Origin of the sequence: Fontisubflavum oceani, from assembly GCF_030407165.1 — a bacterium.
GTDB classification, from domain to species: domain Bacteria; phylum Pseudomonadota; class Alphaproteobacteria; order Rhodobacterales; family Rhodobacteraceae; genus Rhodophyticola; species Rhodophyticola oceani.
Genome location: NZ_CP129111.1, coordinates 2,727,574 through 2,747,452, shown reverse-complemented (window position 1 = coordinate 2,747,452; position 19,879 = coordinate 2,727,574). Strand labels below are relative to the sequence as shown.

Here is a 19,879-nt window from a genome sequence, read left to right as displayed (position 1 = left end):
CTGCTGGCATAATAACTGTTTCAAGCCGGGTGCCTTGTCCTGTCTGACGTCAGTGATTGCAGGTCTAAATAGCGCTATTTGACACGGTGGCGCATGGTCGCGGCCTTACTTCTGCGAGGTGGTTTCCCAAACCCGTACATGTCGTCTATATGCAGATCTATGAGATTACCAAACGTCGCAAGACGGGCGGTGGAAGACTTGTTCGGTAACAAGGCCTGATCGACACTGCGTGGGCGGCTTATATGCCAATGAGTTGCTGTAGAGAGGCAAATCGGGGGATATTGAGGCGTGTTCCAGACGAGCAGCTTTGCCCTGCAACAGCTTGAAGATGCAGAAAAATGGAAATGAAACAGCACGCCAAACTCTCCATCGCCCCGATGATGGATTGGACCGATCGTCATTGCCGGTACTTGCACCGGCTGATGTCTCGGGAAGCGTTGTTGTATACCGAGATGGTCACGGCCCCCGCGATTTTGCATGGCGATCGAGATCGCTTGTTGGCCTACGATCCGGCAGAACATCCTGTGGCATTGCAGCTTGGCGGGTCTGATCCGTCCGAGCTGGCCAAGGCGACGGAGATTGCGGTCGAATATGGGTATGATGAGATCAATCTCAATATCGGCTGCCCGTCGGATCGGGTGCAGTCGGGTTGTTTTGGAGCGGTGTTGATGGAACGGCCCAAGCTGGTGGCGGATTGCGTCGCGGCAATGATTGCGGCCAGCCCAGTGGAGGTCACGGTTAAATGCCGGATCGGCGTCGATGATCAAGTGCCCGAAGAGGTGCTGCCAGCGTTTCTGGAGACGGTTGCGGCAGCTGGCGTCGGGCGGTTTGCAATCCATGCCCGGAAAGCGTGGTTGCAGGGCTTGAGTCCAAAGGAAAACCGGGATGTACCGCCGTTGAATTACCCACTGGTCTATCAGATGAAACGCGATTTCCCTGAGCTGCATCTGTCGATCAATGGCGGCGTGATGTCGTTGGATGAGGCGCAGGCCCATTTGGCCGAAGGGATGGATGGCGTGATGATTGGGCGAGCGGCTTACCATGACCCGTCGAACATTTTGCTCGCTGCCGATCAGAAGATTTTCGGTCTGGACCGCGAGCCGCGGAGCGCCGAAGAAATCGTCGGTCTGATGTTGCCCTATATCGCCGCCCATGTGGCCAATGGCGGCAAACTGGCCCATGTCACGCGGCATATGTTGGGTCTGTTTGCCGGGCGTCCGGGCGCGCGGGGGTGGAAGCGCGTTCTGTCAGAGCGTGCGCATCGTCCCGGCGCCGGGGTTGAGGTCGTAGAGGCAGCGTTATCTGAGATTGTATTGCGCGCGGCGTGACCGCCGGCACCCAGGTGATGGCCCATCTCAGGCCCCCTTCGGGAGCTATCGGCGTGCCAGTGGGGGCCACGTGTCAAACCGTCGATGCAACGGGGGCGGTGCCGCGCTTGGCAAGCCCGCCGGGGATGTGTATCCGAAACCAAGTTTCGAGCAGGGCAGGAGGGCATAACATGCCGGATATGGGCGATTTGATGGCGATGTTGGCGTTGATCCTTCTGATCGGGGCTTTTGCGGGCGTCGTTGCCGGTCTTCTGGGGGTCGGCGGCGGTATCATCCTGGTCCCTGCGTTTTTCTTCGCCTTTTCCTATCTGGGCTACGACACCGTCGATCTGATGCAAATCTGTCTGGCGACATCGCTGGCAACCATCATCGTGACCTCTGTGCGCTCGCTTTTATCGCACAACAAAAAGGGCGCGGTCGATTGGGCGATCTTGCGGTCCTGGGGACCGGGTATTGCGATCGGTGCGGCGTTTGGCGTTGTCGCAGCCACGGGGTTGCGCAGCGAGATCCTGATGGGGATTTTTGGCGTTCTCGGTGTGTTGGTCGGCCTTTATTTCGGGTTCGGCAAACCGGAATGGCGCCTTGGCGATGCGATGCCAAAGGGCGTGCCGCGCGCAATTGCGTCGCCTATTCTGGGCTTTCTCTCGGTTCTGATGGGGATCGGCGGCGGCAGTTTCGGAGTGCCGCTGATGAGCCTTTACAACACGCCGATCCACCGCGCCGTGGCCACGGCGGCCGGGTTTGGCGTGATCATCGCGGTGCCATCTGTTCTCGGCTTTTTCTTTATCGAGGGGGCTGCGGAAGGGCGGCCCCCTTTACCGTTGGGTCGGTGAACCTCGTGGCCTTTGTTGTGGTGGTTGCGATGACTCTCATCACGGCGCCTTGGGGCGTGAAGCTGGCCCATGCGATGGACCCTAAACCTTTGAAGCGGGTGTTTGCCGTCTTCATCATGGTGATGGCGCTAAACATGCTTTGGTCCGCCTTTTCGGGATGAGTTGGCTTCAGACAGGCTGGCAGGTTTTCGATCCGGACCCGCGCCTGTTCGACTGGCTGGCCGAGATGACGCCCGCAGCGCTGGCCACGGCTGATGACCCGGCGCATGCCCAATGGCATCGGCATGGCGGCACCTGGTTCGCGGGCGTTGATGTGTTGAAGAATGACGCGGAGGGGCGATTGGGTACCTCCGGCCGGCTCACCTGCCAGGCGCTGGAAGAAGCGGAGCGCATCACCGGTAGGTTGCCGCTCCACAAGGCCCAAATCTCAATCACCTATCCGGGCTATCCGCTGCAAGACCCCGACGAAAGCGATGCCAATCATCGGTTCCGCAAGACCCGTGATGCGGCACATCTGGACGGTCTCCTGCCAATTGGTCCCAAGCGCCGCCGGATGATCCGGGAGCCGCATGGCTATATCCTCGGCCTGCCGCTGACCGAAAACGGCCCGAATGACGCGCCTTTGGTCGTCTGGGAGGGCAGTCATGAGGTGATGCGGCATGCGATGAGGCGCGCGTTGCAAGACGAACCGCCGGAACAATGGCACGAGGTGGATGTGACCCAGGCGTATCACGCCGCCCGACGCCACTGCTTCGACACCTTAAACCGGGTCAAGGTGACGGCAATGCCCGGTCAGGCGATCTTGCTGCATCGTCTGACCTTGCACGGCGTGGCGCCATGGTCGTCGAAAGGTTCGACAGCCCCCCTGCGTGCCATCGCCTATTTTCGCCCGGAACTGCCGGGTGGCGTCTTCGACTGGGTGACACTTGCATAAGGCAGGGCCTAGTGAATGCCGCTCTTGGGGCCAGAAGAACCACAGGCGTATGTGTTGTTGTAAATAAATGCCCTGCATATTTCTTGGCTTATGTCGGGCTCGGATAGGAGAATGATCATGGCAAAGATCGCGATGGTTTTGACCGAAGGTTTTGCAGATTGGGAATATGCTCTGATCGGCGGAACTGGTCGTCCGTTCTATGGCTTCGATGTCCAGTATTTTGCGTCCGAGACTGGCGCGGTTCAGTCGCAAGGCGGCCTCAAGGCGGTTGTTGGGCAAGACATGGATGACCTCGCGACCTGGCAGCCAGACGTGGTGGTCGTCGTGGGCGGCATGATCTGGGAGACTGCACAAGCCCCGGATATCGCGGACGCCCTCGTTGCGGCACAGGCGCGAGGTGCGACCGTTGCCGGCATCTGTGGCGGGACACTTGCCTTGGCCCGGGCGGGGTTGCTGGATGGCACCGCGCACACCTCGAATGACGCGGATTTCCTTATACAGAACGCAACCGGCTATGGCGGCGCGGCCAACTATACAGCCAGCGCATCGGCGGTATCATCAGATAGTATGATCACCGCCCCAGGTACAGCGCCCGTAAGCTTTGCGGCTGCGGTTTTTGAGTCGGTCGGCTTGCCCGAAGAGACTGTTGCGCAATTCAAGCAGATGATGGCGGCTGAACACGCCTAGTGGGTCTTAGGTGGCAGCTCTCTGCCATTCAGACGTCTTCTAGCCTGCCAATATCGATCTTGATGCAGAAGGGATGCGTTACTTGGCCAACCGGGCGGCCCGTCCGCCGCGCCGCTGCTTCAGCATCGGTGCGCGGGTCGGCAGCTCCGCCATGATCTGGGCGCGATCCTCGGCGCTCAACTTCGACCACTGGCTGATCTCATCGATCGACCGGTTGCAACCGGTGCAGAGCCGCGTTTCGGGATGCACCACGCAGATCTTGATACACGGGCTCTCGATCTCGTCGCGTTTCCAAACTTGGTCGGTCATTCAAGCATCCCGTAGATAGCGCAACCTGTCGAGCGCGCCTTGCAAGATATATCCCGCCGCCACATGATCAATGACCTCCGCGCGACGTTTTCGTGTCGTATCCGCCTCAAGCAGGGCTTTTTCGGCGGCCACGGTGCTCAAGCGTTCGTCCCAATAGCTGATCGGCAGGGTCTCAAGCTCGGGCAATCGGCTGAGATTGCGGGCAAATGCGCGGGTCGATTGCGCGCGCGGACCCTCCGACCCGTCCATATTGCGCGGCAGGCCAAGGATCATCCCGCCGATCTCACGCTCTTGGATCAGGGTGATCAGCCGTGCGGCATCAAGGGTGAATTTGCGGCGCTTCGCGGTCTCCAACGGCGTGGCCGCGCTCAGCAACCTGTCGCTCACCGCGACACCGATCGTCTTGGTGCCGAAATCGAGCCCGATCAGCGCGCGACCCTGGGGCAGGGCCGCGGCAAAGTCTTCGATTGTGTCGAAGATCATTCGACAGGCCCGGGCAACGTTCCGCCCGCAGCCTCCACTAGGGCAAGCGCGTCGGGTCGCTCCGCAAAGACCACGCGCGCCTCGTCCAGGATCGCCTGCGCGCGGTCGGTTTCGCCCAAGACGCCAAAGGCGCGGATCAGTTGCGCCCAATCCTCGGGCGGGCCGCCTTCGGAGGCCAGGCGCGCCGCCAAGCCGCCGACCATGCCCTCGACCATCGCTTGCCGATCCTCTGGCGCCATGTCTTCGGCGGCCTCGATTTGCTCCAAGCTAGGGCCGCGCGGCGCGCGCGGCTGCGGCAGATCGGCCAAGCTCACATTGTCGCCTGCGAGATAGGCGACGTCTTCGATTTGCAGCCGGATTGGCTCAAGCCAAGGTGCGTCATGCGGGCTGTCGGCCAATAGGTTACGCCAAATCGGATACGCCAGATCCGCGCGGCCCTGTTGCGCATACATCAGACCCACATAATAGCGCGCCGTGCCATTACCGGAGGACATATCCAAGGCCGTCGCCAAAGCGGATTCGGCCTCAGGGGAGACATAGCCCCCGCCGCGAGCACCATCATCTCGGCATGGTCCACATGATGTTGCGCGGTCACGTTGGCCCCCAAGAGATCAATCAGGCGCTCTTGTGCCAGTCGTGCTGCGCGGAAATTACCAAGCGCGGCCTCGTTCTGCGCAAGAAGTGACATGCCTTCCGGGTCATCGGGGCGTTGCTCCATTACGGTGCGAAGTTGGGCGACCAAGGCTTCCCGCTCGGGGTCCACATCGACAGTTGGGCGCACACCGATCTCTGCCTCGACCTCGGATTGGCTGGGCCGCTCGGCGCGGGCCTGTTCCACCAACTCGACTCGAAGCGCCAGCGGCAGATCGGGGTAGCCGGGCGCGCCAACTTGCCAGTAGATGCCAAAGCTGCCCGCCACCATCGCCACCAAGCCAAGCGCCAGGACCAGCTTGCCGCGCGGGCCGCCGGACTCAGTTTGACGGCCAGCGGCTTGCAAGGCCCGGTCTGCTTCCAAGACCCGGCGCGCGACTTCGGCCTTGGCGCGGGTCGCCTCCGCCTCGCTCAAGACGCCGCGCGCCATGTCGCGGTCTAACTCTTTCAACTGGTCGCGATAGACCTGCAGGTCATAGGCGGCTGCGGGCGTATCCCCGCCACGCGGTCGCAAGAACACCGCCCAGATGGCCAGGGCCACAAATACCGACGTCGCGCCTGCGACAATCCAAAATCCCATAATGCCTCTCGTTCGTTCACGCCGTCCTGATCATCTAAGCCGCCAATCGCTTGGGCAAAAGATACAATCCGCCGCAGCCCATATCCACCTAATCCGATCCGCTGTCGCAATCCGGCCTTGAAATGCCGCGCCGAGTATCCTCTCATCTCGCCCGTTCCCGCACCCACCAGAGCCACCCAAATCGGGAAGGAGACCCATGCGCCGCTATTCCGCCTTTGCCATCGCCCGTGAGGCCATGCGCCACCATTTGGGCTGGGAACGGGCTTGGGCGTCTCCTACGCCGAAGCCGCGCTACGATGTGATCATCGTTGGGGCCGGGGGCCATGGCCTCGCCACCGCCTATTACCTGGGCAAGAACCACGGCATCACCAATGTCGCTGTGATCGAGAAGGGCTGGCTTGGTGGCGGTAATACTGGCCGGAACACCACGATCATCCGCTCGAATTACCTGCAGGACCCCTCCGCGGCGATCTATGAGAAGGCCCGTTCGCTTTACGAGACGATGAGCCAAGACCTGAACTACAACGTCATGTTCAGCCCCCGCGGCGTGATGATGTTGGCCCAGACCGAACACGAGATCCGCGGCTATCAGCGCACGGCGCATGCCAATGCGCTGCAAGGCGTTTCAACAGAATTCATCGGGCCGGAGCGCGTGAAGGAGCTTTGCCCGATCATCCATATCGACGGCCCGCGCTACCCTGTTCTCGGCGCACTGTGGCAACCGCGCGGCGGCACCGCGCGTCATGATGCGGTCGCTTGGGGCTATGCCCGCGCCTGTTCCGATATGGGTATGGACATCATCCAACAATGCGAAGTCATCGGCGTGCGCTCGGAAAATGGTCAGGTCACGGGCGTCGAGACCACCAAGGGCGCGATCGCCTGCGGCAAGCTTGGCATCGTCGTCGCCGGCCATTCCGGAGTCTTGGCCGATATGGCCGGCTTCCGTCTGCCGATTGAATCGGTGGCGCTGCAGGCGTTGGTGTCGGAACCGATCAAGCCCTGCATGGACGTGGTGGTGATGGCCAACACGGTCCATGGCTATATGAGCCAGTCCGACAAGGGCGAGATGGTGATCGGCGGCGGCACAGATGGCTATAACAACTACACCCAACGCGGGTCCTTCCATCATATCGAGGAAACCGTCCGCGCCCTGGTCGAAACCTTCCCGATGATCAGCCGTTTGAAGATGTTGCGGCAATGGGGCGGCATCGTGGATGTCACCGGCGACCGCTCGCCGATCATCTCACCGACACCGCTTGGCGGCTGTTTCATCAATTGCGGATGGGGCACCGGCGGGTTCAAAGCCATCCCCGGCTCGGGCTGGGCCACCGCCGAAATGATCGCGAATGGTGCGCCCGGCCCGCTGGCGGCCGATTTTGGCCTGGAGCGGTTCCGCGCGGGCCGGTTCATCGACGAAAGCGTCGCGGCGGGGGTGGCGCATTGACGACAACCCGCTTCAATCAACGACCGGTGGCCTTCATCCCGGCCCGCGCCGGAAAATCCGCGCCACTGGCATGTTCTGGCTGCCAAAATAGGACCGAACCGGCCCATTTTGGCCGAGATCGCAGCTTGCACGGCCGAGCGATTGAGCCTTCGTCCACGTCTTCCATGCTGTGTCGTGCAGCAAAGGAGGACTCCCCATGGCTGACTATCACCACAGAAACAACGCCTTCGACTATGAGTCGCAGGGAAGTTCGGGCGGGGCCCTGGGGGCGCTCGCGTTCGTTGTCGGGATCATCGTGCTTTTCTTCATTGCCATGCTGTTCATCGGCGGCGATGGAGACGGGACAGCGCCGACTGACCCTGCCGCCGCATCCGCGCCGGCAACCGATGGCGCGGCAAGCGCACCGGTGGCACCCACTACCGACCAATAACCCCGCCAACAAAACCTCAATCGCATCGGACGGGCGCCTTTCGGCGTCTGTCCTTTGCTTGTCTATGATCCCGACGGGGTCTTTGAACGCCACCGTTGTTTTCTGTGCAGACGGGCCTCGCGGCAGCGGCGGTTTTCCAAGGCGTGCCATTCTCTCGCAGGGCGTCGAGCAATCCGCTTCGAAGCCCGTTGTTTTCCAAATACATACGCCTAGAGTTGAGACCCGGATATGCTGATCCTAACCTGCCCAAATTGCGGCCTCGCCGTAGAGGAAACCGAACTGGCCCCGGGTGGTGAAGCGCATTTGAAACGCTTTGGCCCCGGGTCGGATGATGCGGATTTCGAGGCGTATCTGTTCCAACGGGACAACCCAAGAGGCATCCATTTCGAGCGTTGGCGTCATGCTCATGGCTGCGGGAAATGGTTCATGGCGGCGCGAGATACGGCGACCTTGGAGGTGTTTGGAACTTATTCGGCGCAGACCACCGAACCACCCGCCGACATCATCGCGAAAATCCAAGAAAAACGTCCCGACTGGAGCCTACCATGAGCACCCGTCTTGCCACAGGTGGCCAGCTGATCGATCGCAGCGCCCAAGTCGAGTTCACCTTCAATGGCAAGCGCTTCAAGGGCTTCGCAGGGGATACACTGGCCTCGGCGCTCTTGGCCAATGGTCAGACCCTGGTTGGCCGCTCGTTCAAATACCACCGGCCGCGCGGCATCATGGCCTCCGGCGCGGAAGAGCCGAATGCGCTGGTTAATCTGGGCGAGGGCGGCAAGTTCGAGCCCAACCAACGGGCGACGACGACTGAGCTATTCGATGGGTTAACGGCGCGGAGTCAGAACCACTGGCCGAGCCTTGAATTCGATATCGGCGCGGTGAACCAGCTTGCCGCCCGCGCGCTGCCAGGCGGGTTTTACTACAAAACCTTCATGTATCCGCGCGCCTTCTGGAAACATGTGTTTGAGCCATTTATCCGCCAATCCGCCGGTCTGGGCGCTGCGCCAAAGGACCGCGATGCGGATCGGTATGAGCATTTCTATGCCTTCGTCGATGTGCTGGTTGTGGGCGGTGGCGTCGCGGGTCTGCAAGCCGCGCGGACCGCCGCACAGGCCGGGCTGTCGGTCCTGGTGGTCGAGCAGACTGCCCATTGGGGCGGGCGCGCGTTGGTCGATGGGATCGGTATTGAGGGCACATCGGCCGCAGAGTGGGTCAAGAGCACCGTCGAAGCGCTGACGCAAAGCGAGACTGTGAAGCTCCGGACACGGACCATGGTCGCGGGCGTCTATGATCATGGGTACGTGACGGCTTATGAACGCGTCGCCGATCACACGCCGGATGCGGACGCGCCCCGTCATCGGCTCTGGCGGATCCGGGCGAAACAGGTGATCTCGGCCACCGGCGCTCTTGAGCGACCGCTCAGCTTTGCCGGGAACGATGTTCCGGGCGTGATGCTCGCCTCGGCGGTGCGCGATTATGTGGTGAACCACGCGGTTTCGCCAGGTGACCGGACCGTGGTTGTGACCAGTAATGACGACGCCTATCGCACCGCCATCGCGCTGAAACAGGTGGGCCTCGATGTCCCCTGCATCGTCGATGCGCGGCCTGCGGCGGACGGCGCCCTGCCGCAAGAGGCGCGGGCGCTTGGCATTCCGGTCAAGACCGGCACCGCCATCGCCAAAGTCAAAGGACGTAGCAAGGTCACCGGCGTCGCGCTCTGCCTACAAGCGGGCGAAGGTGCGGTGAGCGAAGAGATTGCCTGCGATGCGGTGGCGATGTCTGGCGGTTGGTCTCCGGTGGTGCATCTGTGGTCCCATTGCGGCGGCAAGTTAAACTGGGATGAAGCAGGCGCGTTTTTTCGCCCCGACCCGGATCGCCCACCGACTTCGCATGACGGGCAGGGATTTGTGACCTGCACCGGTGCAGCCGATGGCGTAATGCTGACCGGCGAAGTGTTCGCGAATGCGGATACCATCGCCCGGCAGGTCGCAGCGGCTCTGGATGCGCCGATCGAAACCGGTCTGGACTTACCCGCAATCGACATGCCCGACGAGGCGCCGATCGCACCAGTCTGGGTGATGCCGCAGGGCGCGGATGTGACCAAACGCGCCAAGATGTGGCTGGATTTCCAGAACGATGTGAAGGTGTCGGACGTGCAGCTCGCCGCGCGCGAGGGCTATGAAAGCGTCGAACACACCAAACGTTACACCACACTCGGCATGGCAACCGATCAAGGGAAGCTAAGTAATATCAATGGACTGGCGGTGCTTTCTCAAGCACTGAACGCACCGATCCCGCAGGTCGGCACAACCACGTTCCGCCCGCCCTATACCCCGATCTCGATGGGGGCGATTGCGGGTGAGGCGCGCGGCGACGTGTTCCAGCCGATCCGGCGCACGCCAATTCATGACTGGCATGAGGCCAATGGCGCGGTGTTTGAGCCGGTCGGCGGCTGGCGGCGACCCTATTGCTTCCCGCGCGGCGAGGAAAGCGATGCTGAAGCCGTTGCCCGCGAGATCACCGCGACCCGGACCAGCCTCGGCCTGCTCGACGCCTCGACCTTGGGCAAGATCATCGTCAAAGGCCCCGATGCAGGCCGGTTCATGGACATGCTCTACACCAATATGATGAGCACGCTGAAACCGGGCCGGTGCCGCTATGGGCTGATGTGCTCGGAGAACGGGTTCCTGATGGATGACGGGGTTGTGGCGCGGCTCGATGACGAGACGTTCCTGGTGCACACCACCACAGGCGGTGCCGATCACATCCACGCCCATATGGAGGACTGGCAGCAATGCGAATGGTGGGATTGGCAGGTGCACACCGCCAATGTCACCGAGCAATGGGCGCAGATCGCTGTAGTCGGGCCGAAGGCACGGGCGGTGCTGGAGAAACTCGGCGGCGATATGAATCTGTCGGCCGACGCCTTGCCCTTCATGGCCTGGGCCGAGGGCAAAATTGGCGAATTCGACGCGCGGGTGTTTCGGATTTCCTTCTCTGGCGAGTTGAGTTTCGAAGTTGCCGTGCCCGCCAGCCAGGGACGGGCATTCTGGGATGCCCTGCGTGAGGCCGGGGCCGAGTTCGATGCCACGGCCTATGGCACCGAAGCGCTGCATGTGATGCGGGCCGAGAAAGGCTTCATCATGATCGGTGACGAGACCGACGGCACGGTGATCCCGCAAGATTTGGGCCTCGATTGGGCAATCTCCAAGAAGAAAGAGGACTATCTCGGCAAGCGGGCGCAGGCGCGGAGCCATATGACCGACCCAGAACGCTGGAAACTGGTCGGTCTAGAGACATTGGACGGCTCCGTTTTGCCCGATGGCAGCTATGCGCTGGCCGATGGAGTCAATGCCAATGGGCAACGCAACACCCAAGGCCGCGTGACCTCGACCTATCACTCGCCGACGCTGAACCGGGGGATTGCCATGGGGTTGGTCCGCCATGGGCCAGATCGGATGGGGGAGGTGTTGGAGTTCAACACCGTGACCGACACAGTGATCAAAGCCCGCATCGTCAGCCCGGTCTTCTATGACCCGGACGGGGAGAAGCAGAATGTCTAAGGTGAGTGCGTTGATGGGGGCCACGGCCCAAGGTTTTGCCGAGGTGAAAGAGCTCGGGCTGCAAGGCATGGTGACGCTGAAGGCGGACCTGTCCACGCCAGAGGCCGCAAAGGCTGTGCAGGCCGCCACCGGATTGGCTCTGCCGACCCAACGGCGAATTGTCGAAGGCGAGTCTGGGGCCGTCGCTTGGATGGCGCGCGATGAGCTTTTGATCCTTTGCGCGCATGACCAGGCGGATGCCTGCGTTGCAACCCTAAACTCCCAATTAACGGGCGCACATCACTTGGCGGTCAATGTCTCGGACGCCCGCGCGTTTTTCGCGGTTGAAGGTGCGTGCGCGCGCGAGGTCTTGGCGAAGCTTGCGCCGGTCGACCTGCGCCCGGGTGTGTTTGAACCGGGAGAGATGCGCCGCACCCGATTGGCGCAAGTTCCGGCGGCCTTCTGGATGACCGGCCCGGACAGCTTTCGGCTGATCTGTTTCCGATCGGTCGCGCGTTATGTCTTCGACATCCTCGCCGTTTCGGCGAAAGAGGGCGGCGCAGTCGGCATCTACTGACAGGGACCCCGCCTTACGCTCAACTTGAGGTCCAAAGACCGAAAGAGGGGATGGGTATGGTGAAAAATGCCTGCCTAACGACGGTGATCGAACTTAGCCTGGCAATGGTCTCGAAAGCGGCGAAGGTACAAACTTATCTCGGCTATGTGACGCCAGTGGAGGACTCGGTTCCCATTATCTCTCCGATCTTCTGCATCATCAAAGCCAGCGAAATCGCCTTCGTCGGTCCTGCTTGGTGTGGGGGGCAATACCCTCACGGAAACGCTGCGTGACGGGTTGCCCTCAAACGTCGCCCCGTCACGAGTTGGCCTCAATTTCGCCTGATCACATGGCTAGCAAGTCGGCATGAGCCGCCAAATCAGACATTCCAGACACACGCCGGGACAAACACGCCCCGCAACCGCTCAAGCTATCGCGGCACCGGCGGGTCTGTTTTCTATCCGCCGGATCGGGTTTTTCCCGCGAGGCCCTGGTCCCGGCGTGATCGTCATCTCGCTGATCATAGGGGTCTTTCCATCGGTTTTTGTCACCCTGTCGTTCCTGAACGCAGGGGTTGATGGCGGCTTTTACCTCTCCCATGACCAGCTGCTTGCGCAGCACCGTTGGCTGATCATGATCGCTGCGGTGCTGATCCTGGCTGCACTGACTGCCCTGGTCCTTGTCGTGCAGTCTATGCGGAAAGAGCGGGGGGCCCGCGGGCCAAGGGCGCTTATCGGACTGCTTCTTTTTGCTACGATTGCCTCGGACCTTTTGGGGCTCAATTTGCTACGCGGCTCCATGGTCCCACTGCTGAGCCGGGAACAGGTCCAAATGCGAGCGGATCAAGGCCTGCTTAGCGGGCCGTTTGGATTGCTGCCGGCGACCTATCAGGGCGGGGTGGTGGACCTCCATCTCGAGGTGCCGCGGGAGTTCTCGCCAAGCGACATGCCGAGGGCAACGCTCGGCCCCATCATGTGCGTCTGGTATGGACGTCTTTTTGGCGGTCCGGTCGATACGGTACGTCTGCAGATGACGCGGGCCGATGGTCTCAGCTTCACGTCAGGTGTGTCGCAAGTGGAGTGCCGACAGTGGTATTTGCAGTCCCGAACGCCCGACCGGCGGCCGCGGCCCTTGTTGCCACAATCGAAGCCCGGTGGTGCGTGACTTTCGGCGTCCGCCTGACTTGTCGCCGAATAGTCCCGCCCAGCCCTTGACGTTCGCCCTGTAGGTCCTCCATCTGTGACGTAATCGCAATTCGCAACGAGGGGGCCCAACCCATGGCATTCGAACTTCCCGATCTTCCTTACGCTCATGACGCGCTTGCCGATAACGGCATGTCGAAAGAGACGTTGGAATATCACCACGACCTGCACCACAAGGCCTATGTGGACAATGGCAACAAGCTGATCGCTGGCACCGAATGGGACGGCAAATCGCTCGAAGAGATCATCACCGGCACCTATGACGCGACCGCCGTGGCGCAGAATGGCATCTTCAACAACATCAGCCAGCTGTGGAACCACAACCAGTTCTGGGAGATGATGGGCCCGGGCGCCTCCGCCATGCCAGGCGAGTTGGAAAGCCGTATCACCGATGCGTTCGGCTCGGTCGATGAGTTCAAATCGCAATTTTCCGCCGCGGGCGCCGGACAGTTCGGTTCCGGGTGGGCCTGGCTGGTGGTCGACACTGATGGCACGCTGAAAATCACCAAGACCGAAAACGGCGTGAACCCGCTCTGCTTCGGGCAGACGGCGCTTTTGGGATGCGATGTGTGGGAACATTCCTATTACATCGATTTCCGGAACAAACGCCCAGCCTATCTCACCAACTTCCTCGACAATCTGGTGAATTGGGAGAATGTGGCAAGCCGTTTGGGCTAACCCCTTTCTTTCTCGAATGACTGAGACAAGGCCCGCCAGTGCGCGGGCCTTTTTCATGTCTTGACGCTGCCAAGACCTCGTGAAACGGCTGGTCCATTGGAAGGGATTGGGCATGAGCGAGGCAGCCAAAGGTGTGCTGGCGATGATGGCGGCTTGTGTCATCTGGGGCCTATCGCCGATCTTCTACAAGCTGCTGTCAGAGGTACCGCCGCTAGAGGTTTTGGCGCATCGCACGCTTTGGTCTTTGGCGGTGTTCGGCCTGGTCTTGGCGGGGCAGCGGCGGTTGCGCGAGCTGCCCAAGGCGCTGTCCGGCGCGCGGGCCTTGGGGTTGGTCTTTGTCGCGGCGCTGATGATCTCGGCCAATTGGTTCTTGTTCATTTACTCGGTGCAAGTCGGGCGCACAGTTGAATCGGCCCTGGGCTACTACATTTTCCCGCTGGTGGCTGTGCTGATTGGCGCGGTCGTCTTGGGCGAACGGCTCGGCGCGGCGCAATGGGTCGCAGTCGGGCTGGCTGCTGCTGCGGTAACGGTGCTGACTGTGGGGCTGGGCGTCGCACCTTGGATCTCGATCACCTTGGCCGTCACCTTCGGAATCTACGGCCTGTTGAAACGATGGGTGGCGGCGGGGCCGGTCGTTTCGGTGACGGCCGAGGTCTTGTTGCTTGCACCCTTGGCGCTCGGTTATCTGATTTGGCTCGGTGCGGGGCAGGGTGCCTTTGGGCATGATATCTGGCTGAGCCTGCTGCTCGTGCTGGCCGGACCGATGACCGCCATACCGCTGATCTTGTTTTCCTACGCCGCGAAACGCGCGGCGATGTCGACGATTGGGCTGGTCCAATATCTCAACCCGACCCTGCAATTCGCGACGGCCGTCCTGATACTTGGAGAGGTGATCACCCTCTGGCACGCCATCGCCTTTCCGATCATCTGGCTTGCGTTGGCGATCTATTCCTGGGCCAGTCTTAGGCGCGGGCCGAGTCCAGAGCCGTCATGATCGCCGGGATCGTGTCGATCACGCGGAAGAAATCTAGCAAGCTTGCCTCGGCGAACCCTTGATCCACCAAGTGAGTCATCATCCCAATCAGCGGGTCCCAATATTGTGCGGTGTTCATCAAAAGGATCGGCTTTTGATGCAGGCCCAGTTGCCGCCAAGTGAGCACTTCGAAGAACTCGTCGAGTGACCCCGCGCCACCGGGCAAAACCACGATGGCATCGGAGTTCATGAACATCACCTTTTTGCGTTCATGCATATTCTCCGTGATGATGAACCGCCCCAGATCGCGCTTGCCAACTTCGCGGCTCAAAAGATGGGTCGGAATCACGCCGAATGTGTCGCCAGCATTGGTCTGGGCCGCGCGCGCCACGGCCCCCATCAGCCCAACATCGCCAGCCCCATAGACCAACCGCATTCCGGCCTGAGCCAGCGCTTCACCAAGCGCCGTTGCATCGGCCATATATTCTGGATCGGCCCCCGGACGCGAGCCGCAATAGACACAGACGGAGAAAGTCAAACGCGCAACCCTTGCACAAAGAGGTGTTTTGCCCCCTGATAGTCGTGTTGATACAGTCACTCAACCCGGCGTGCGCGCATTCAAGACGCGGCAAAAAGCACCGGGACTCGGCTTGGATGGGGAAATGGCCTTAGGCACTGGTACAGGGTTCAACGGTAGCGCCGTTGCTATTGGCGCAGGCGCGGCGGCAGCGGTGGCTGTCGCAGCGGTTGTTGGATGGTCGGTCTTCTTGGCTCCGGATCCGGTCAATCCGGATCAGATCGCAACCTCAATCGCAGGGTCGGAGCAAGTTGACGCGCCGATCATCGAAGAAACAGAGGTAGTTACAGAGCAGGCCACCGATACGGACAGCGCCGTATCTGATTCTGCTGCGACGTCCGCAGCCGAGCCCTCATCCCCGCGCCGGCCTGAGATTGACGTGGTGCGAGTCGAGCCGACCGGTGCGACTGTCATTGCGGGCCGAGCGCAGCCAGGCGCGGATGTGACGCTGATGCTGGATGGCGATGAGATTGACGTGGCGCGCGCCGATGACAGCGGCGATTTTGTTGCGATGCTGTCCCTGCCGGCTTCCGAGACGCCGCGCGTTTTGAGCCTGGAGATGACGTCGGACGGCGGCGAGGTTTTGGCCGCAGAGGAGAGCCTCATCATCGCGCCGACCACCGGGCCAATCGAAACGGCGGCGGAAGAGACACAAGCGCCATCAGGTGATGCGAGCACGGCCGAGACAGAGGTGGCAGGTGCGATAGACGCGACCGAGAGCGCGGCGGAACCCACGCCCACATCGGAGCCGGAAGCACCGACGGTTCTGGTCGCGGATGACAGGGGCGTACGTGTGCTGCAGCCATCGGACGGGGCCGGTCCCTCGGTGCAAGACCAGATCGTGCTCGATACCATCACCTATGATCTGGAGGGCGAGGTGGTGCTCGCCGGGCGCGGGCAGGCGACCAGTGGATTGCAGGTTTATCTCGACAATCAACCGATCCGACTGGCTGAGATCGATCCCGAAGGGCAATGGCGCGCCGAACTGCCGGAGGTCGACCCGGGCACCTACACACTGCGCGTCGATCAGGTCGATGCCGGCGGACAAGTTGTCAGCCGCGTCGAGACGCCGTTCTTGCGCGAAGAGCCCGCGGTCTTGGCCGCGTTACCACAAGCGGACTCCGGTGTATCGGTCGTCACCGTCCAGCCGGGCTTCACCCTATGGGGGATCGCCAAAGACCGGTTTGGTGAAGGCATTCTGTATGTTCAGGTTTATGAGGCGAACCAAGATCTGATCCGCGACCCGGATTTGATCTTCCCAGGTCAGGTCTTCACCATCCCGGAATTGGCAGCGGAGTAAGCCTTGTCCCCTGGTCATCCCCTGGCGGAGCGCCTAGATTACGTCTTCTAGCGCCGCCAGCAGGAATTCCGTGCCAGCCCATGCCTTCCGACATCTCGATCTCCGACGACAGCACCGATATTGAAGCCCGCGAACGGCGGAGCGGCTGGCGCACGATCCGCAAAGTCGCGCCCTATCTTTGGCCGAAGGGCCAGGCTTGGGTGAAGTACCGGGTTGTCTTGGCGCTGGTCATGCTCGTTGTGGCCAAACTGGTCGCGGTGTTCACGCCGTTTCTCTATAAGGCCGCCGTTGATGCGCTGGCGGGCGAGGGGGAAGGCTCTGCTGCGTGGCTTCTGATTTTCGGCGCGGTGGGCGTGACCATTGCCTATGGTGTCGCGCGCGCGGCCAATATCGGTTTCCAACAGCTTCGGGACGCGATTTTCGCCCGGGTGGCGCAACGCGCGCTCCGACAGTTGGCGCTCGAGACCTTCCGCCATATCCATGCGCTGAGCCTGCGCTATCACATCACACGGAAGACGGGCGGCTTGAGCCGGATCATCGAGCGTGGCGTGAAGGGCGTCGAGTTTTTGCTGCGGTTTCTGTTGTTCTCGGTCGGGCCGCTGATACTCGAACTGGCGCTGACCGGCATCATTCTGGCGGTCGTATTCGATATCAATTATCTGATCGTGCTGTCGGTGACGATTGCGATCTATATCTGGTTCACCTTCAAGGTCACCGAATGGCGGGTGAAAATCCGCAAGGAGATGAACGACCAGGACACGGATGCGAACCAGAAGGCGATCGACAGCCTGCTGAACTTCGAAACCGTGAAGTATTTCGGCGCCGAGAACCGCGAGGCGATGCGCTATGATGGCGCGATGGCGGGCTATGAAACCGCCGCGCTGAAGACGTCTTACTCCCTGGCGGCGTTGAATTTCGGGCAATCGCTGATCATCACCACCGGGTTGGTGATTGTGATGGTGATGGCGGCTTTGGGCGTGCAGGATGGCAGCTTGACCGTGGGCGATTTCGTTATGGTCAACGCCTATATGATTCAGATCACCATGCCGCTGAACTTCCTTGGCACGGTTTATCGCGAAATCCGGCAGAGCCTGGTGGATATGGGCGAGATGTTCGATCTGTTGGAGCAGCCCGCCGAGGTGACGGATCGTGCGGATGCGCCGGAACTGGATTGCACCGAAGGGGACGTTGTCTTTGAGGATGTGGCCTTTGGCTATGACGCGGCGCGCCCGATTTTGAAAGGCGTCAGTTTCCGCGTCGCTCCGGGCAAGACCGTTGCCTTGGTCGGACCGTCGGGGTCGGGGAAATCCACTATCGGGCGGCTTCTCTTCCGGTTTTATGATGTGGATGGCGGCGCGATCCGGATCGACGGGCAGGATCTGCGCGAGATCACGCAAGACAGTCTGCATGCGCAGATTGGGGTGGTGCCGCAGGACACGGTGCTGTTCAACGACACGATCCGCTACAACATCGCCTATGGCCGCCCTGAGGCAACATTCGCTGAGATCGAGGCGGCGGCGCGGGCAGCGAAGATTCATGATTTCGTTGCGGCCTTGCCAGAGGGGTACGAGACCGCAGTGGGCGAGCGCGGTTTGAAACTGTCGGGCGGTGAGAAGCAGCGGGTGGGCATTGCCCGGACCTTGCTGAAAGACCCGCCGATCTTGCTTTTGGATGAGGCGACCTCAGCCCTCGATACCGAAACCGAGCGCGATATTCAGGAAGAGTTGCGAATGATGGGGCAGGGGCGGTCGGTCATCACCATCGCGCACCGGCTTTCGACGGTTGTGGACGCCGATCAGATCATCGTGTTGGAGCGGGGGAAATCGTCGAGCGTGGAACCCATGACGAGTTGGTGGCCCGCGCCGGGCGTTATGCGGCGATGTGGCATCGCCAGATGGCCGAGGAAGAGAACGCCGCTTAAAGCAGGGAGGCGGCGGGCCGTGTCACGCCCCCTTCGGGAGCCCTCCTTGACCCGCGTTGCCACGGAGTTTTGGCTCGGGTCAGCCTATCTTTCTGAGCTTCGACCAAATTTGGGCTGTGAGATTGGGGCTCTGATCGTCGGCCAAGATGCGATTGTGGAACTGATGCGCCAAAGGCCGCTCTTAGGCCTGACGATCAGCATATCTTTGCTTGAGCCAGGCCGCCCAAATGGCGAAGCCCAGACCCATTGCGGATGCCATGAGCATCAGGACAAGCAAGGTTTGTGGACCGTTGGTTTCTGAGATGAGGTTGCCCGTCGCGGCGGTAAGGACGGCACCGCCTGCAACGATGAGAGCACCGCTTAGTCCTGCGGCGCTCCCGGCAAGGTCAGGACGCACCGACATAGCCCCGGCATTGCTTCCGGGCATCGTAATCCCGTTCCCAAGTCCGACGAAGAGAGTGCTGGCAAAGAAGAGTTCCGTTGAGGTGATCCCCAAAGCGAGCAGAACCAAACCAGCCACCAGACCAGTGCAGGCCACAACCCGACCCGCTATCATCATGGTTGTCGGCTCAAAGCGCTTCCCCAAGCGACCGGCAAGGAACCCGCCGATCATAAAGCCAACCGTGATTGTCCCGATGTAGACCCCAAGTTCGGCGGTTGTGACATCAAAGCTGGACTGGGCGACGAGGGGCGCACCCGTCAAAAAGATGTAGAAGGCGCCGACAGAGAGAGTGCCGCAGAGCGCGTAGGCCCAGAAAAGTGGTTCGCGGATAAGCGTCGTCGTGACAGACACCGGAGGGCCGGTATCCACGGCTTTCTGTGGCTTCGTCTCTCCAAGATCCAACCAGCAAAGCAACAGCAATCCAAAGCCGCCGACAGCGTAGAAGCCAAAGACAGACCGCCACCCAAAGAAGGTGTCCAGAACGCCACCCAGCATGGGAGCGATCATCGGGGCGACTGCCATGGCCATCCCGATATAGCCGATCAGACTCACGGCCTCTCGTTCCGTTCTTGTGTCCCGGACTATCGCGAGAGACACAAGTATACCCGCCGATGACGCCACCCTGGAGCATCCGGCAGAGCAGAAAGACCTCAATATTCGGCGCAAAAGCGCACCCCACGGACGCAACTGCAAACACAAGCAGAGCCACCAGCAGGACCGGTCGCCTGCCAATCCGGTCTGACAAGGGGCCTATGATGAGCTGAATGATCGCAGTCATTGCCAGATATCCAGAGACTGCCCAGCTCACGGTGCCGTAGTCGGTTTCAAGATCGACAGCGATGTTGGCCAGAGATGGCAAGAACATGTTGAGCGACAGGGGCGAGAACCCGGTCAACAGGATCAGTGTACCTAAATGCGGAGGCGTTCTTATGCGGGTCATCTTGGCGTTCTGATTTTGAGAAACAAAAAAGCCCCCGAGAATGTCGGGGGCGCATGGAAACGTTCATGG

At 61.1% G+C, this 19,879-nt stretch carries 18 protein-coding genes and 3 pseudogenes; 15 read left to right on the top strand and 6 right to left on the bottom strand.

Features of this window, described 5'->3' with window-relative positions; genetic code table 11:
- The first annotated feature begins 338 nt into the window (after positions 1 to 338).
- The 4 genes and pseudogenes from dusA (at position 339) to QTA57_RS13955 (ending at position 3,782) form a co-directional block, all read left to right on the top strand.
- The gene (dusA, locus tag QTA57_RS13970; RefSeq protein ID WP_290152042.1) at positions 339 to 1,328 is read left to right on the top strand and encodes a tRNA dihydrouridine(20/20a) synthase DusA; all 990 of its coding nucleotides are present in this window, start codon (positions 339 to 341) and stop codon (positions 1,326 to 1,328) included.
- 170 nt (positions 1,329 to 1,498) lie between these two features.
- Positions 1,499 to 2,322, top strand: a pseudogene (locus QTA57_RS13965) (sulfite exporter TauE/SafE family protein).
- A complete protein-coding gene (locus tag QTA57_RS13960) occupies positions 2,319 to 3,095 on the top strand; it encodes a phytanoyl-CoA dioxygenase family protein (RefSeq protein ID WP_290152040.1) in 777 nt (258 codons plus the stop codon). Before QTA57_RS13965 ends, QTA57_RS13960 begins: the two are co-directional and overlap by 4 nt.
- Positions 3,096 to 3,212: 117 nt before the next feature.
- Entirely contained in the window at positions 3,213 to 3,782 is a 570-nt protein-coding gene (locus tag QTA57_RS13955; RefSeq protein WP_290152039.1) for a DJ-1/PfpI family protein, read from the top strand.
- Between the two features lie 78 nt (positions 3,783 to 3,860).
- Here QTA57_RS13955 and QTA57_RS13950 read toward each other — a convergent pair whose 3' ends face one another.
- Genes QTA57_RS13950 through ccmI form a run of 4 tightly spaced genes read right to left on the bottom strand, consistent with a single transcriptional unit; the run spans position 3,861 to position 5,805 of the window.
- Positions 3,861 to 4,091 (bottom strand): DUF1289 domain-containing protein, encoded by a 231-nt coding sequence (locus QTA57_RS13950; protein WP_290152038.1) that lies wholly within the window; start codon positions 4,089 to 4,091, stop codon positions 3,861 to 3,863.
- On the bottom strand, positions 4,092 to 4,574 hold the full coding sequence (gene ruvX / locus QTA57_RS13945; protein ID WP_290152037.1) for a Holliday junction resolvase RuvX: 483 nt from the start codon (positions 4,572 to 4,574) through the stop codon (positions 4,092 to 4,094).
- Entirely contained in the window at positions 4,571 to 5,068 is a 498-nt protein-coding gene (locus tag QTA57_RS13940; RefSeq protein WP_290152036.1) for a hypothetical protein, read from the bottom strand. The genes ruvX and QTA57_RS13940 overlap by 4 nt, the downstream gene beginning before the upstream one ends.
- Positions 5,026 to 5,805, bottom strand: a complete 780-nt coding sequence (gene ccmI / locus QTA57_RS13935) for a c-type cytochrome biogenesis protein CcmI (RefSeq protein ID WP_290152035.1) — start codon at positions 5,803 to 5,805, stop codon at positions 5,026 to 5,028. Before ccmI ends, QTA57_RS13940 begins: the two co-directional genes overlap by 43 nt.
- Before the next feature lie 196 nt (positions 5,806 to 6,001).
- On the opposite strand from ccmI, the gene QTA57_RS13930 reads away from it, so the two are divergent.
- The 9 genes from QTA57_RS13930 to rarD all read left to right on the top strand — a co-directional run bounded on the left by QTA57_RS13930 (position 6,002) and on the right by rarD (position 14,651).
- Positions 6,002 to 7,249 carry a sarcosine oxidase subunit beta family protein gene (locus tag QTA57_RS13930; protein WP_290152034.1) on the top strand — a complete coding sequence of 416 codons (1,248 nt, stop codon included), beginning with the start codon at positions 6,002 to 6,004 and terminating at the stop codon, positions 7,247 to 7,249.
- A 196-nt stretch (positions 7,250 to 7,445) separates the two neighbouring features.
- Positions 7,446 to 7,679: a hypothetical protein gene (locus QTA57_RS13925; protein ID WP_290152033.1), complete on the top strand. Its 234-nt coding sequence runs from the start codon at positions 7,446 to 7,448 to the stop codon at positions 7,677 to 7,679.
- Between the two features lie 228 nt (positions 7,680 to 7,907).
- Positions 7,908 to 8,228: a sarcosine oxidase subunit delta gene (locus QTA57_RS13920; protein ID WP_290152032.1), complete on the top strand. Its 321-nt coding sequence runs from the start codon at positions 7,908 to 7,910 to the stop codon at positions 8,226 to 8,228.
- On the top strand, positions 8,225 to 11,242 hold the full coding sequence (locus QTA57_RS13915; RefSeq protein WP_290152031.1) for a sarcosine oxidase subunit alpha family protein: 3,018 nt from the start codon (positions 8,225 to 8,227) through the stop codon (positions 11,240 to 11,242). The genes QTA57_RS13920 and QTA57_RS13915 overlap by 4 nt, the downstream gene beginning before the upstream one ends.
- On the top strand, positions 11,235 to 11,798 hold the full coding sequence (locus tag QTA57_RS13910; protein WP_290152030.1) for a sarcosine oxidase subunit gamma: 564 nt from the start codon (positions 11,235 to 11,237) through the stop codon (positions 11,796 to 11,798). Before QTA57_RS13915 ends, QTA57_RS13910 begins: the two co-directional genes overlap by 8 nt.
- A gap of 50 nt (positions 11,799 to 11,848) precedes the next feature.
- Positions 11,849 to 12,070: a hypothetical protein gene (locus QTA57_RS13905; RefSeq protein ID WP_290152029.1), complete on the top strand. Its 222-nt coding sequence runs from the start codon at positions 11,849 to 11,851 to the stop codon at positions 12,068 to 12,070.
- 73 nt (positions 12,071 to 12,143) lie between these two features.
- A complete protein-coding gene (locus tag QTA57_RS13900; RefSeq protein WP_290152028.1) occupies positions 12,144 to 12,941 on the top strand; it encodes a hypothetical protein in 798 nt (265 codons plus the stop codon).
- Positions 12,942 to 13,054: 113 nt separating this feature from the next.
- On the top strand, positions 13,055 to 13,657 hold the full coding sequence (locus tag QTA57_RS13895; RefSeq protein ID WP_145208975.1) for a superoxide dismutase: 603 nt from the start codon (positions 13,055 to 13,057) through the stop codon (positions 13,655 to 13,657).
- Positions 13,658 to 13,769: 112 nt separating this feature from the next.
- Positions 13,770 to 14,651: an EamA family transporter RarD gene (gene rarD, locus QTA57_RS13890; protein WP_290152027.1), complete on the top strand. Its 882-nt coding sequence runs from the start codon at positions 13,770 to 13,772 to the stop codon at positions 14,649 to 14,651.
- On the opposite strand, the gene QTA57_RS13885 is transcribed toward rarD, so the two are convergent.
- Positions 14,620 to 15,111, bottom strand: coding sequence for an LOG family protein (locus QTA57_RS13885; protein ID WP_290154926.1), 492 nt, complete (start codon positions 15,109 to 15,111; stop codon positions 14,620 to 14,622). The two genes, rarD and QTA57_RS13885, sit on opposite strands and share 32 nt — an antisense overlap.
- Positions 15,112 to 15,292: 181 nt before the next feature.
- On the opposite strand from QTA57_RS13885, the gene QTA57_RS13880 reads away from it, so the two are divergent.
- Together QTA57_RS13880 and QTA57_RS13875 are read left to right on the top strand one after the other, a co-directional pair.
- A complete protein-coding gene (locus tag QTA57_RS13880) occupies positions 15,293 to 16,507 on the top strand; it encodes a LysM peptidoglycan-binding domain-containing protein (RefSeq protein ID WP_290152026.1) in 1,215 nt (404 codons plus the stop codon).
- A gap of 80 nt (positions 16,508 to 16,587) precedes the next feature.
- Positions 16,588 to 18,428: pseudogene (locus tag QTA57_RS13875) on the top strand (ABCB family ABC transporter ATP-binding protein/permease).
- A gap of 181 nt (positions 18,429 to 18,609) precedes the next feature.
- Here QTA57_RS13875 and QTA57_RS13870 read toward each other — a convergent pair.
- Positions 18,610 to 19,735 (bottom strand): annotated as a pseudogene (locus tag QTA57_RS13870) (multidrug effflux MFS transporter).
- Positions 19,736 to 19,879 lie beyond the last annotated feature (144 nt).